The organism is candidate division WOR-3 bacterium, assembly GCA_016867815.1.
In the GTDB taxonomy this organism is placed as follows: Bacteria; Hydrothermota; Tepidihabitantia; order Tepidihabitantales; family Tepidihabitantaceae; genus UBA2258.
Genome location: VGIR01000081.1, coordinates 1 through 13,887, shown reverse-complemented (window position 1 = coordinate 13,887; position 13,887 = coordinate 1). Strand labels below are relative to the sequence as shown.

Below are 13,887 nucleotides of genomic sequence, written 5' to 3'. Positions count from 1 at the left end.
CTGGGATACAGGCCGCCACGCAACCGAGACCCGGGCGAACGAACGGTTCGAACGAACCACCCAGCCGGTGCCGATGCGCTTGACGTGTGCCTCTTCCGGCGTCGATGCCATGTACTCCATCATCCGACCACCGACGTGTGCGGTCAGAACCTTCACGACGTGACCGCGCTTGCGCAGCTCGGCAGCAAGGAAGTGGACGTGCTCGGCGATGCCCCCGACATAGGGGTAGAAGTTGTCGGAGACCATGCAGATCTTCATGGAGCAAGCTCCGTGAAGAAGTCCGAAGTACGAAGTCCGAATGACGAATCAGGAACGAGCCAGCCTGATGCCCTCATTCCCCATTCGTCGATCGCCATTCGTCACTTCTTCTGATTGTACTCTTCAACCCCGGCCGCGAGGATCTTCATCGCCTGGTCAAGGTCAAGGCAGTTGAGCACATAGGCAATCCTCACCTCGTCCTTGCCCTTGCCCGGGGTCGCGTAGAACCCATCGGCCGGCGCGACCATCACCGTCTCGCCGTCTAGCTGGAATTCGTTGAGCATGAATGAGGCAAACCTCTCGCCGTCGTCAATCGGCAGCCGGGCGACTACGTAGAAGGCGCCGCGAGGCTTGACGCACAGGGCGCCCGGGATCTTGGCGATCGCCGCGCAGACCACGTCCCGGCGGCACATGTACTCGTGGCGCATCTCTTCGAAGTAGCGGGCCGGCACGTTCACCGCCGCCATCGCCGCGAGCTGGTCCACGGTCGGCGGGCAGAGCCGCGCCTGGCCGAACTTGAGCCCGGCGGCGACGAGTTCCTTGTTCCGGCTGACCAGGCAGCCGACGCGCGCCCCGCAGGCACTATAGCGCTTGGACACGCTGTCGACCAGTATCGCCCGGTCCTCGATGCCGGCAAGGTTCATCACGCTCACGTGCGTGGTATCGGAATCGTAGATGAACTCGCGGTACGCCTCGTCGCCGATGAGATAGAGTCCGTGGTCGCGGCAGAACCCCGCGAGCATCTCCAGTTCCTGACCGGTGTAAACCGCGCCGGTTGGGTTGCCCGGGCTCGAGTAGATCACCGCCCGCGTCTTCTTGGTCAGTACCTTCTCGAACTCCTCCCTGCCCGGCAGAGCGAAGCCGGTCTCGGCCAGACAGGTTACCGGCGCCAGTTTGAGCGAAGCGGTCGCGGCGAAGCCCGCGTAGTTGGTGTAGAACGGCTCGGGCACGATGACCTCGTCGCCCGGGTCGGCGACCGCGTCGAACGCGAATGATATCGCCTCGCTGCCGCCGGTGGCAACCAGGATGTCGGCCGGTTCGACGTTGATGCCCACTCCGCGGTAATACCTGACGAGAGCGTCAATGTACTCTTTCAGGCCCTGCGAGGGTCCGTAGGAAAGGACCTTGACGTTGACGTTCCGGTAGCCGTCCATCATCTCGACCGGCGTTTCGATATCCGGCTGGCCGATGTTCAGGTGGTAGACCTTGACCCCGCGCGCCTTGGCCCGGTCCGCCAGCGGAACCAGCCTGCGAATCGGCGATGCGGGCATCTCGATCGCGCGTCTGGAAAGCCTGACTTGGCTCATCTCAACTCCTCTCGCTTACGCTCTACGCTCCACGCCCGCCGCGTCATGCTTCAAGCGTCTGACGTACCTCTTCCTCTGACAGCGGCCCGACCGCTCCGCAATACTCGAAATCGCTCACCAGCAGCTGATCAATCAGGTTCTCGACCTCTGACCTCGTCAGCCGGTTGTAGGCCTCGACGGTCTCATCCACCGTCACGACCCGACCCAGCAACTGCCAGGTCCGGGCCAGACGGAACATGCGCGTGCTCGTACTCTCGAGCGACAGCAGAACCGAACTCTTGGTCATGTTCCGCGCCCGCTCGAACTCCTCCTCGGTCAGCCGGTCCCGGCGCAGGCGCGCTAGCTCCTCGCGGAGTACGGCCAGACACCGGGCCAGTTTCCGGTGGTCGGTCACCAGGTAGACGCCGAGCAACCCGGAATCCGAGTACTTCTCCGCGAAGCTGCCCACCGAATATACCAGAGCCTCCTGCTCGCGCAAGCGCTGAAACAGACGCGACGATACGCCACCCCCGACCGCCATGTTCAATACGGTCAGCGCTCGCCGCTGCTGGTCGGCGTAGGCCAACCCCGGTTTGGCAAGGTAGAGATAGATCTGTGACAGCTCTTTCCTGGTCTCAACAAGCACGCTCGGCCCCGAACGGACGATGGGTGACCGTGCCGGGGACCGGCACTCGGGTCGTGTCTCAAGCAGCGACCCCAGGGCCGAAGCCAACCGCTCGTGCTCAACGTCGCCGACCGCGACCGCTACCCCGCAAGCCGGACCGTAGCAGTCGGAGTACCGCCCACGCAGGTCGGCATCGGACAACCCGTTGACTGAGTCTATGGTTCCGAGAATGTGCCGGCCCATCCCGTGGTCGCCGTAGGCCGCCCGAAAGAGCAGATTCAGCCCGATGGAATCCGGGTCCTCCTGGGCGGTGCGGATCTCCTCGGAGACAACCTGCTTCTCTTTGGTCAGCTCTTCGGCTCGGAACGCCGGCCCACTGACGGTTTCGGCCATCAACGCGGTGACTGGACCGAACTGGTCCCCCGGAAACCGGCCATAGAAGCAGGTCGTTTCCTTGTCGGTGAAGGCATTGAGCTCCGCGCCGTGTGTCTCGGCAGCGATGTTGATCGCAATCACGTCCTTGTCCCGGGTCCCGCGGAAGACCATATGCTCGATCATGTGCGCAATGCCGCCCTGGTCGCGAGGGTCGTCGCGGCCGCCGGTAAGGAAACTCAAGCCGAGGGCCACCGACCGGATGTGCGGCAGTCGCTCGGAGATCAAGACGAGACCGGACGGCAGCGTCGTCATCCGAATCCCGTTTCCGTGCCCTGTATTGTGCAGGCTCATGCTTCCTTCCATGAACAGAGAGACAGAGGTCGAAGCGCCGGCCGCGGCTCGACCCCTGTCCGTTCTCAGTCTGTCCGGGTCAGCGCCTCGGCCCGCGCCGGTCGCGCCGGTCGCCGCCGCCACGGAACGGCGGCCCGCCGCGCCGCGGCGGCCTTGAGGCGATACCCGAGTCGTCGGAGGGCGGTATCTCACCGCGCTCCTCCATCGCCTTGCGCCGCGACAGGTTGACGCGACCCATATCGTCAATCTCCACGACCTTGACCCATACCTTGTCGCCCTCGCGCACCGCGTCCTCGACCCGGTTGTACCGCTCCGGCCCGAGCTGGGAGATATGGACCAGCCCTTCTTTGCCGGGCAGCACCTCGACGAACGCGCCGAAGTTCATCAGGCGGGTTACGGTTCCTTCGTAGATCTTGCCGACCTCAACCTCTTCCACGAGCGACTCGACCCACGCCTTGGCCGCGTTCAGCGAGTCGACCTTGTTGGAAGCGATGGTCACCGTGCCGTCGTCCTCGATGTCGATAGTCGCGCCGGTCTCCTCGGTTATCTTCCGGATCATCTTGCCGCCGGGCCCGATGACCGTACCGATCTTCTCCTTGTCAATCACGATGGAGACGATGCGCGGCGCGTACTTCGAAAGGTCGGGTCGCGGCTTGTCGATGGTCTTGTCCATGATGTCGAGCACCCCGATCCGCGCGGTCGTGGATCGGCGGATGCCCTCCGCGAGCACGCTGTATGGTACGCCCGGCAGTTTCAGGTCGAGCTGAATCGCGGTGATGCCCTTGCGGGTGCCCGCGACCTTGAAATCCATGTAGCCGTAGTGGTCCTCGTCGCCCATGATGTCGGTGACGATGCGGTACTTCGCGCCCTTCGAGATGTCCCCGTCGGTAATCAGGCCCATCGCCATACCGGCGACTGCGGCCTTCACCGGCACGCCCGCGTCCATCAGCGACAGCGAGCCGGCGCAGACCGACGCCATTGACGAACTGCCGTTCGATTCGAGGATGTCCGAGACAATCCGCACCGTGTACGGGAAGTTCTCGTCTCTTGGGATGACGGCTTCGAGCCCGCGTTCGGCCAGGTCGCCGTGTCCGATCTCCCGGCGGCCCGGTCCGCGCAGGAACTTGACCTCGCCGACCGAGAACGGCGGGAAGTTGTAGTGGAGCATGTACGACTTCCGCTCCTCCACCTCCAACTCGACGTCGTCGATGACCTGCTCGTCCTGTCTGGTGCCGAGCGTGGTCGCGGCGAGCGACTGGGTCTGGCCGCGGGTGAAGAGAGCCGAACCGTGCGCCCGGGGCAGGACCCCGACCGCGCAGTCAATCTGCCTGACCTCGGTCTCATTGCGGCCGTCGAGACGGACGCCGGTTTCAAGCACGCGGCGCCGCATATCCTCGCCGAACATCTCGTCCAGCACTTCCTTGATCATCTTGTCCGAACCCGGGAACTTCGGGGCCAGCTCGGCGATCACGGCTCGGCTTAGCTGGGACCGTGCATTGCCGCGCGCCAGCTTGTCCACGGTATCGTGAATGGCCTTCACCCGGTCCGCTGCGACCCGGCGAATCTCGGCCTCGAGCTCGGGCGGAACGTTCGGCTTGTCGTTCACCAGCTTCGGCTTGCCCACGAGCTTCCGCAGCTCCTCCTGGAGCTCAATGGTCTGCTTGATAACCGGCTGGGCCAGCTCCCAGCCCTTGTCGATATCCTCAGGCGACACCTCGCGGGCCTGGCCGGCAATGGTCATCACCTGGTCGCCGATGCCGACGTAAAGCATCCACATGTCGGCCTCGGTTTCCCGGGTCATCGGCGGGTTCAAGACGAACTCGTCGCCGAACTTGCCGACCCGGCAAGCGCCAACCGGCCCCTGGAATGGGATTTCCGAAATGTGCAGCGCCGCCGACGCCGCAACCAGTCCGAGGAACTCGCTCTCATTCTCAAGGTCGGTCGAAAGCAGGTACTCGACAATCTGCGTGTCGGCGCGGAAGTTGGCCGGGAAGAGCGGCCGGATGGGCCGGTCAATCAACCGGCAGGTGAGAGTTTCCTTATCGCGAGGCTTACCCTCGCGCTTGAAGAACCCGCCCGGGATCTTGCCCGCGGCATAGGCCAGCACGCGGTAGTCCACAATCAGCGGAAAATAGTCCAGGTACTCCTTGGGCGGTTCCTTGGCATAGACCGCGCTGGCGAGGATTACGGTGTCGCCGTAGCGGGCCAGCACGCCGCCGTCCGACTGCCGGGCAACCTGTCCGTGCTCCAACGACAGCGTGCGGCCGCACACTTCCTTCTCGACTCTTTGCATCCTATCCTCTCAACTTCAGGTCAGCCACGATCTTCTCGTAGCGGGGTTTGTGATGCTTGGACAGATAGTCGAGATGGCGCCGTCGCTCGTTCACGAGCTTGATCAGCCCGCGACGCGAGTGCTTGTCCTTCTTGTGAGTCTTAAGGTGGTCGGTCAGCATCCCGATTCTCTCGGTGAGTATTGCGACCTGCACCTCCGGAGACCCGGTATCCTTCTCGTGGATCTTGTGCGCGTCGATTAGCTTGTCTTTGGTTTCTTTCGTCAAAGGCATTTCTTTTTTCCTCCAGTGATTTGCATGGACACAATAGCCGATTCACAGGCAAAGTCAAATCACGCCAGACCCCGGATCGAGAGGTCGGAACTGAGACTTCCGGCTTCGCCCGCGGCCTCAATACCTCAATCCCAACCCCTCCGCCATTCGATCCGTGCATCCCCCTCTGCACCAATGCGCTTCTTTCCTATTGCCTCTGCCCTCCGATTCCTGCCTCGGCCGGGCCAGCTTCGCCGCTCCGCCCGCCGCTCGCCCCTTCTTCCCTCCGTCTCTCTCCCCTGCCTGCGCACCTCTGCCTTCAGCCCTACAGCTTCTGCACCGCCCGCGCCCCGCTTGCCATGAATCTCCTTTCCGGTTAGAGTCTCCTCATCAGAGGACAGATGACCCTAGCCCAGACTATCGAGGAACTGAGCGGGTGGCCAACCGACGCGCCAGAGACCGCCTGCGATACTGACGGCGCTCCCGACCTTCACGCTCCATGGCGCTAGAAGTCACTGCGGTTCGCAGCCCCCGCGAGTTGCGGGAGTTCATCTACCTGCCAGCCAAGGTCAACCGCAACAACCCCCTTTGGATTCCACCCATCTACATGGACAACTGGAAGTTCTTCGACGCGAAGAAGAACCGGGCGTTCCAGCACGCGGATGCGGTACTCGCGCTGGCGCGGCGCAATGGTCGCGTGGTCGGTCGCATAATGGGTATCGTCAATCGACGGTGCAATGAGCTTCGTCATGAGTGTACCGGCCGGTTCGGGTTCCTTGAGTGCTACGAAGAGCAGGACGTCTTCAACGCCATGCTGACGTTTGTTGAAAACTGGGCGCGCGGGCTGGGCATGAACAAGCTGGTCGGGCCGATGGGGTTCTCGGACCAGGATCCGCAGGGATTCCTCTATGAAGGGTTCGACTGTGATCCGACGCTCGATTCGTTCCACAACTTCCCGTACATCGTCCGGTTCATGGACGCGGCAGGCTACACCAAGGAAGTTGACTACGTCAACTACATCGTCAAACTCTCGGACCGGCTACCGGACTTCTACGAGAAGATAAGCGCGCGCGCAGCGCGTCAGACCGAGTTCAGGCTGGTCGAGTTCACGAAATCGAAGGAACTAAGGCCATTCGGCGAACGCATCTTCGGTCTGATGAACTTGACCTACACAAACATCTACGGCTACGTACCTTTGACCGATGCCGAGATGGACGCGCTGGCCAAGCAGTACCTGCCGGTCATTGACCCGCGCTTTGTGAAAGTGGTTGTGAAGGGCGAGGATGTGGTCGGGTTCTTCATCGGCATCCCGCACATGAACGAAGGCCTGCGCAGATGCAAGGGTCACCTGTTCCCATTCGGCATCCTGCAAATCATGGCGGCGATGAAGAAGGCAAAGCAGCTTGACGCGCTACTCGCCGGGATACGCGAAGACTGTAGGGGACGGGGACTCGACGTAATGATGGGCGCGGCAATAATGCGCACGGCAATCGCGGCCGGATTTGAGAAGATAGACAGCCACCACGAGTTGGAGACTAACCTCAAGATGCGGGCCGAAGTGGAGCGAGTCGGTGGCCAGATAGTCAAACGCTTCCGCATCTACCAGAAAGCCCTGTAACGCCCGAACAACCAGACCGAGAGCTCTCACTCAAGCCCGCTCTGTCGAGTCCGAGATGGCGACCGTCCGGCTGGCGGACGCAGCTTCCAGTGCCCGCCCACTTGAGACGCAGCGCTGCCCCGGCGCGGTCTCCCTGTTCTTCGCCAGCGGCCAGCCGTCGAACTTCACGCATCTTGCTTGAGTCTCTGGTCGACCACCGGGTATGCCAGACCGGGCTCTGAACGACAGACCGGCATTCAGCCGGCCGGGAGACAAGCCGCGAGTCCGCAGCCGCGCGTGAATTTCGCATGTCACTGGTAGCTTGAAGCTTGGTACTCCCCGCGCATGGCAGGCCTTGGAAACGTCCTCGCAGGGCGCCTGGAAGAATCCCGCCGCCGAGCTAGGCGGCGGGATGGGTGGGTGTAGAGTCAGACAGGAGGCTGAGAGAAAATGGGGCTTTGCTATCCTCCAGGGCCATCTATGTTCGAGGCAGTCCACCATGCGCACCTGCCGTGATGTCGCATCTGGATCCCGGAATCCTCCGTACGCCACCGGATCTTCCCAGAACTTGACGCCCTCGAATCCCTGCTCATCACTGGTCCTGGTGCCTCGTGTCTGTGCACGGGGCCTGCTCGGTCCTCTGGGGTTCTGTGCCTCTCTCCCATTTGGAGAGACAGCTTCTGTCCCCGGACACAGCCAGAAGCCTGGTCAGCGGAGTTCTTCCGGCCCCTTGAGCGCCCAGACGCTCCGCTTCGAGCTAGGACGTCCAAGGTTCTGACTCCGCCGTGGCTCTTGCTTCCGAATTGGCGCCAACAATCTCCAGCCCCACCAGGACTTCTGGGTTTGTCGCATGGTCGAAGCGTACAGGTTGTCATCGTTGGACTTCATGGCTTGCCCACCGTCTGCTAGCCTGGACATCACGCGCCTATGAAAGCGCCCTAGCTCGGGCGTGCCGGTCGCTTTCCTGCCATTGGACCGGGCAGCGTGCCATCAACCCAGATCGGTTGCTCAAGAGATGTCTCCAGCGGAACCAGCCCAACCCCCGCTGCCGCAAGCAGCGCAGCCTCGCCTCGAGATGAACGCGACCGGCGGGCATCCACTTCTGATGCGTTCGGCGGATAATCCTTAACTTCGATTCGTGCACTCACTCCAAACCTCCATTTCTGCTATCACTCTCGGCATCTCTGCGCTACTCTGGGTGGCGACCCGTCTCCTCGATATCTTCAATTCACAGATCGGGATATCGAACTCGGATCCGATCCTGTCGTCAGATGTAGCCCTGCGACCACTCTTCGCTATGCCACAGGATGCAGCTTCCGTACCCCCCACCTCGCCAGGGTGCATTGGCATAAATAGCTTAAATCGCTATACTTATACGAGAAGCCGCCCCGAATGACATTCGCAATCACGGCGCGACATACACAGGCGATAGCTATTTAAAACTTTGTTATACATACACTTAACTGCTGCGACTCCCTTCAACTGCGCACTAGGAAGCGGAACACTGACTCCGCTTTGGCTTTGAGCCGTAGGACGTGGAGATCCGTGAAGCTGGAACTATCCGGACTCCCCTTCACTCCTCACTTGGGCCTTGGCTGGCAGAGCTTTGCGCATCCCAGGACCCAGCCCGAAGTAGCAGAAAGGCGGTGCGGCCACTTCCGATGGCAGGCTGCGCGTTTCCCGTTATAGACTCGACTTCAATATCGGTATCTAGGGTTGACGTACGGCAGCTACCGCACCGGAACTGATGTCGCACAGGATACCTATGTCGCACCAAGAGACCGCGGATGGGCAGCTGCTGACAGGAAACAAGCAGGCGAGCGTCGCTCGCCGGTCATCCGGCTTTCATTCTGCAGAGGATCAAGTGGACAACTTGAACGCGGCCGACACTGCGCAAACGGCAGACTCATACCCGTAGATACGGAAGCGAGGCATGTAGTTCCACGGCGTGTCCGTTTCGGCGGTCGAGGACTTTGCGTCCCCGCCCGGCTGCCAGACGTGTAGTACCCGAGGTCGTAGACCGAGCTATCATTGTCGCGCTGCCAGCGGAGCTCTGGGATGGGGATGTCCGAACCGTTGTATGCGAACGTCCCGTCGAGACCAAAGCTGCGCCACGCGCTGTTGCTCCAACGGAGATACAGCGTGTCGCGCGCCATTGCCATGGTCGGCGTGTTGCCGGCGCAGTTCGTTTCATGGGCGCTGTCCAACCCGGTGACCGAGGTATGGCAGGCATGGATGTCGGCACTCAAGAAGACGCCGTGACCGTAGATTCCACTGCCGCACAGCAGTTGGACACTGTCCATATTGCACGGCCCGGCCATCTCCGAACCTAGCAAGAGCACCTGGTAGCGCTCGTCGTTCCCTCAGCCGCCGCAGAACGGGACGTTCATCGAGAGCGTTCCGCATTCCCCCAACTCGGCGTAGTCGGCAACAGGCGGCAGGGCCATAGACAACAGGACGAGCACGGCTTCCTCGCGTCAGCCTGGCGCAGTGGCAGCCTGCGGTCAAGTCCATGCCGGCGATCCATAGAGGTCGCGCTTGACCCGGATAGGGAAGATGGGAATAATCATCCGCGGTCAAGACCTTACAGGAGGAACCTTTGAAGAAGCTGTTGGCTCTAGTAGCTCTGTTCGCATGCGTCGCGACTCTGAGCGCGGCAGACACAGGTACGAAGTCGCTGGTGCTCGGTTCCGGTTCGATTGCCGGTACCATCACCGACTCGGTGACCAACGCACCCATCGCCGGCGCCAAAGTCTCCGTGGGTTGCCACGGCCAGAACGCCACCACCGGTGACGACGGCACCTATGTCATAGGGGGTCTTGCTCCCGGCGACTACACGGTCAAAGCCATGAAGTGCGGCTACATGATGAAAGCCTACCCCGAACCGGTTCATGTCGAGGACGGACCAGTCACGGGTATCGACATCGCGCTGGCGCCGATCGGCGGAGGAGGAGGTTCGGGCTCGATCTCCGGCACCGTCTACGACAAAGCGACCAACGCCCCCATCGCCGGCGCCAAGGTCATGGCCGGCTGCGGCAAGTACGACCTGACCGAAGATGATGGCACCTACACCATCACCAATCTCGCCGACGGTTCGTACACGGTGAAGGCGATGAAGGAAGGCTACAAGTGTGCCGAATATCCCGATCCGGTCGTGATTGAAGACGGCGGTGACGTGACGGGGATCGACTTCCACCTGGTCGGTACATCCAACCGGGCACTCTACTAGGGCAGAACTCAGCACCTGTGCGCCCCTCCAACTGCGGAGGGGCGCCGCTTTGAACGGACATCCGGACGGCTGATGCGCCGGGCCAGCACCCGGCTGCGGGCTGTAGGAGAATCGCTTGACACGGTTGTGGCGGGCGTTATCCTGGAGGAGTTAGAAGGAACGGCAGAAGTGAACTACACTCCCGCGGTCTCAAACTGCTTTCGAAGGCTCGGGAACGGAGAAACGCAGACGTGACTGTGAAACCCCATATCGACGGCTCTCCGACGTCGGACTTGGAGCGCGCCGCCGCTTTCCATCAACACAGCCCGAGCCCGGTAATCGCGGTCAACGCGGCCGGCAAGGCGACGTTCGCGAACGACGCGGCGAAGCGGGCGCTCGAGTCGCTCGGGCCGAGTGCATCGGCCAGCGCCTTCTTTCCTTCAGACATGGATTCCATTCTTGCCCAGCTCCGGCGGCGCGAACCGGCCGCGCTGCGTCGCGAAGTGGTGGTTGGCAACCGCATCTTCGAGGAGAACATTCAAGTCAGGCCCGACCATGACGCGGTCTTCATACACGCCACGGATATCACCGAACTCAGGCGGAACGAGCAGGAGTTGCGCCGGCGAGACGCGTTCCTCAAGGCGTTGGTGGAGAGTCCGACAGACATCCACCTGTTGGCCCTCGACTGCGAATGCCGCTACACCGCTTTCAACGCTGCTCACCGGCAGGAGATGAAGAAGCTCTACGGCAGGGATATCCAACCCGGCACACACCTGCTTGAGGTCATCACCAACCCCGATGTCCGGTCGCGGATGGAGCAGACGATCGCCCGGGTGCTCAACGGGAAGAGCTTCACGAACGTGGAGTTCGACTCCGACCTTGGCACCTGGCAGGAGCTCAACTGGAGCCCGGTTCGTGCCCCTGACGGTGGCGTCGAAGGTGTCACCGCGTTCATCCGAGACATCACCCGGCGCAAGCGGATCGAAACCGCTCTGGCCGAGAGCGAACTCAAATACCGCAGCTTGTTTGAGTCATCGAACGACGCCCTCATGCTGCTCGACACGGAAAGGTTCTTTGACTGCAACGAGGCAACCCTGAGGATCTTCGGGTGCACGACCCGCGATGAGTTCCTCGGCAAGCACCCGGCTGATGTATCCCCGCCGCGTCAGGCCGACGGCACCGATTCCCGCGCCGCTGCCGACGAAAGGATTGCCACCGCGTTCCGGGTCGGCCGCAACTACTTCGAGTGGTTGCACCAACGGGCCGACGGCACGGTTTTCCCAGCCGACGTGCTGCTCACGCCGGTAGACTTCCACGGCCAGAGGGTGCTGCAGGCGACCGTGCGCGACATCTCCGACCGCAAGCAGGCCGAGGCGGCCCTGTACGAGAGCGAGGAGCGGTTCCGGCGCGCGTTCGAGGACTCCCGGGTCGGCAAAGTGCTGACCGGGCTGGACGGCCAGCTGCTGCGTGTGAACAGCGCGTTTGCCGCAATGCTGGGCTACACGGTGGCGGAACTGCAGTCGCACGACTTCCAGGCCGTCACCCACTCGGATGACGTCGCGATGAGCATTGGCTTCCTCAAGCGTCTGCAGACCGGAAACGAAGGCAGCGCGCGGTTCGAGAAACGCTATCTGCGCAAGGATGGCGGCGTGGTCTGGGTTGACCTGAGCGTGATGCTGCTGCGCGATTCGGCCGGACGGCCGGACCACTTCGTTACCGACGTGCAGGACATCACCGACCGCAAGCAGGCCGAGGCGGCGCTCCGCGAAAGCGAAGAGAAGTACCGGCTCCTGGTCGACAACGCGGGCGAAGCAGTCGTCGTGGCCCAGGATGGGAACCTGGTGTTCACCAACCCGCGTACCAGTGAGATGATCGGGCACCCACGGGAAGAGTTGCTCGGGCGGCCACTCACGGATTTCATCCACCCCGATGATCGCGCACTCGTCGCCGACAACCACCGCCGTCGCATCGCCGGCGAGGAGATTCCGAGCCGGTACGAATTCCGCATCGTCCGTCGGGATGGCGAGACACGCCTTGTGGAAATCAGCGCCGTTCGCATGGACTGGCTGGGCAGACCCGCGACCCTCAACTTCCTCGGCGACGTCACCGAGCGCCGACAGGCCGAACTGCAAGCCGAGGCCGAGCGCGACCGGCTGCGGCGCATCCTCGACGCGATGCCGGACGGTGTGTACCTGGTGGGACCGGATTGGCAGATCCAGTACACCAACCCGGCCCTGCTCGCACGCGGCGGGCCGGTGAATGGCCGCCGGTGCTTCGAGTACTTCCACGCCCGGACCGAACCATGTCCGGGATGCGCCAACCCGAGGGTCTTCACCGGCGCGACGACGCGCCGGGAGTATACCGCGGTCCAGGGCATCACCTATGATGTCCAAGACGTGCCGGTAGTCGGTGACGACGGCCGTCCGGCCAGACTCGTATTCCTGCGCGACATCACCGAGCGCAAGCGGGCCGAAATGCGCGACAAGCAGCACCTTGCGGATACGGCCCTGCTTCGGGACACGGCGCTCGGCTTCATCACCCTTGATCCGAACGCGGACATCTACCGCTACGTTGCGCGACGACTGGCCCAGCTTGCCGGCGAGGCCTATGTCGTCGTCAACTCCTATGACGCAACCCGAAACGAGTTCCGCGTTCGGGCCATCGAGGGGATCGGCGCCAACGCTCGGGCTGCGCTAGGCCTGCTCGGCCGCCCCCCGGAGGGAATGAAGTTCCGACTCTCGCCCGAGGAGATAACCAGCTACGCGAGCAGCGGTCTGATGAAGATCGAAGGCGGGCTGGAAGCATTATCATCCGGCGAGCTGCCTGACGCCGTCAGCGACGCGATCAAGTCAGTCTTCGTGTTGGGCGAAACCCACGCCATGTCCTTGTACTGGCAAGGAAAGATACTCGGTACCGTATACATCCTCATGCACAGGGGCATACCGCTGCGCGACCCGGCGCTGGTCGAGGCGTTTGTCAATCAGGCCGCCATCGCGATTCAGCGCCGGCGCGACGCCGACGAACTCGTGCGACACCGCGAGCATCTTCAAGATCTGGTGCGCGAGCGAACCGCTGAGCTCGAGGCGGCGAACCGGGAACTGGAGGCGTTTTCGTATTCGGTCTCGCACGACTTGCGAGCGCCGTTGCGGGCGATTGACGGTTTCGCCCAAGCCGTAGTTGAAGACGCCGGACAGGTTCTCGGCAGGCCGGCACTCGGCCACCTCGACCGAGTGAGCGCCGCCGCGGGACGGATGGGAGAGCTGATCGACGACCTGCTCAACCTCGCCCGCATTGCCCGTCTGCCGCTCGAACGAAAAGAAGTCGACCTGAGCAAGCTGGCGCGGACCATCGCCGCCGAACTGGGGAGTTCGGCTGCGGATCGCACAGCGGAATTCGTGATCCCAGACGGCCTTGTCGCGCCGGCAGACCCGGGACTAGTCGCGATGGTACTGCAGAACCTGCTGAGCAACGCCTGGAAGTTCACGTCGAAGCACCCGGCCGCCCGGATTGAGTTCGGCATTCTGCATAGGGACGGCGAGCAGACCTTCTTCGTGCGCGACGACGGAGCCGGCTTCGACATGGCCTACGTCGATAAGTTGTTCGTACCCTTTCAGCGGCTGCACAGTGGACACGAGTTCCCCGGT

At 62.6% G+C, this 13,887-nt stretch carries 9 protein-coding genes; 4 read left to right on the top strand and 5 right to left on the bottom strand.

Annotated elements, in window-relative coordinates; translation table 11 throughout:
- From FJY68_11165 to rpsO, 5 genes are all read right to left on the bottom strand, one after another.
- The coding region (locus FJY68_11165; protein ID MBM3332387.1) for a hypothetical protein at positions 1–258 on the bottom strand (258 nt) is incomplete at its 3' end.
- 101 nt (positions 259–359) lie between these two features.
- Positions 360–1,565, bottom strand: coding sequence for a pyridoxal phosphate-dependent aminotransferase (locus tag FJY68_11160; GenBank protein MBM3332386.1), 1,206 nt, complete (start codon positions 1,563–1,565; stop codon positions 360–362).
- 43 nt (positions 1,566–1,608) lie between these two features.
- The gene (locus FJY68_11155) at positions 1,609–2,907 is read right to left on the bottom strand and encodes an insulinase family protein (protein ID MBM3332385.1); all 1,299 of its coding nucleotides are present in this window, start codon (positions 2,905–2,907) and stop codon (positions 1,609–1,611) included.
- A gap of 67 nt (positions 2,908–2,974) precedes the next feature.
- Entirely contained in the window at positions 2,975–5,188 is a 2,214-nt protein-coding gene (gene pnp, locus FJY68_11150) for a polyribonucleotide nucleotidyltransferase (GenBank protein ID MBM3332384.1), read from the bottom strand.
- Position 5,189: 1 nt separating this feature from the next.
- The gene (gene rpsO / locus FJY68_11145; GenBank protein ID MBM3332383.1) at positions 5,190–5,459 is read right to left on the bottom strand and encodes a 30S ribosomal protein S15; all 270 of its coding nucleotides are present in this window, start codon (positions 5,457–5,459) and stop codon (positions 5,190–5,192) included.
- 478 nt (positions 5,460–5,937) lie between these two features.
- On the opposite strand from rpsO, the gene FJY68_11140 reads away from it, so the two are divergent.
- The 4 genes from FJY68_11140 to FJY68_11125 form a co-directional block, all read left to right on the top strand.
- Positions 5,938–7,056, top strand: a complete 1,119-nt coding sequence (locus tag FJY68_11140; protein MBM3332382.1) for a hypothetical protein — start codon at positions 5,938–5,940, stop codon at positions 7,054–7,056.
- A 2,043-nt stretch (positions 7,057–9,099) separates the two neighbouring features.
- On the top strand, positions 9,100–9,297 hold the full coding sequence (locus tag FJY68_11135) for a hypothetical protein (GenBank protein MBM3332381.1): 198 nt from the start codon (positions 9,100–9,102) through the stop codon (positions 9,295–9,297).
- A 337-nt stretch (positions 9,298–9,634) separates the two neighbouring features.
- Positions 9,635–10,264: a carboxypeptidase regulatory-like domain-containing protein gene (locus tag FJY68_11130; protein MBM3332380.1), complete on the top strand. Its 630-nt coding sequence runs from the start codon at positions 9,635–9,637 to the stop codon at positions 10,262–10,264.
- A gap of 236 nt (positions 10,265–10,500) precedes the next feature.
- Positions 10,501–13,887 (top strand): PAS domain S-box protein (locus tag FJY68_11125; GenBank protein ID MBM3332379.1); only part of this gene is annotated, 3,387 nt, incomplete at its 3' end.

What these genes read in the sequence shown, in the direction of transcription:
- FJY68_11160 (MBM3332386.1), bottom strand. Translation starts at nt 1,565, where the DNA reads ATGAGCCAAGTCAGGCTTTCCAGACGCGCGATCGAGATGCCCGCATCG.
- rpsO (MBM3332383.1), bottom strand. Translation starts at nt 5,459, where the DNA reads ATGCCTTTGACGAAAGAAACCAAAGACAAGCTAATCGACGCGCACAAG.
- FJY68_11135 (MBM3332381.1), top strand. Translation starts at nt 9,100, where the DNA reads ATGTCCGAACCGTTGTATGCGAACGTCCCGTCGAGACCAAAGCTGCGC.
- FJY68_11140 (MBM3332382.1), top strand. Translation starts at nt 5,938, where the DNA reads ATGGCGCTAGAAGTCACTGCGGTTCGCAGCCCCCGCGAGTTGCGGGAG.
- FJY68_11155 (MBM3332385.1), bottom strand. Translation starts at nt 2,907, where the DNA reads ATGGAAGGAAGCATGAGCCTGCACAATACAGGGCACGGAAACGGGATT.
- pnp (MBM3332384.1), bottom strand. Translation starts at nt 5,188, where the DNA reads ATGCAAAGAGTCGAGAAGGAAGTGTGCGGCCGCACGCTGTCGTTGGAG.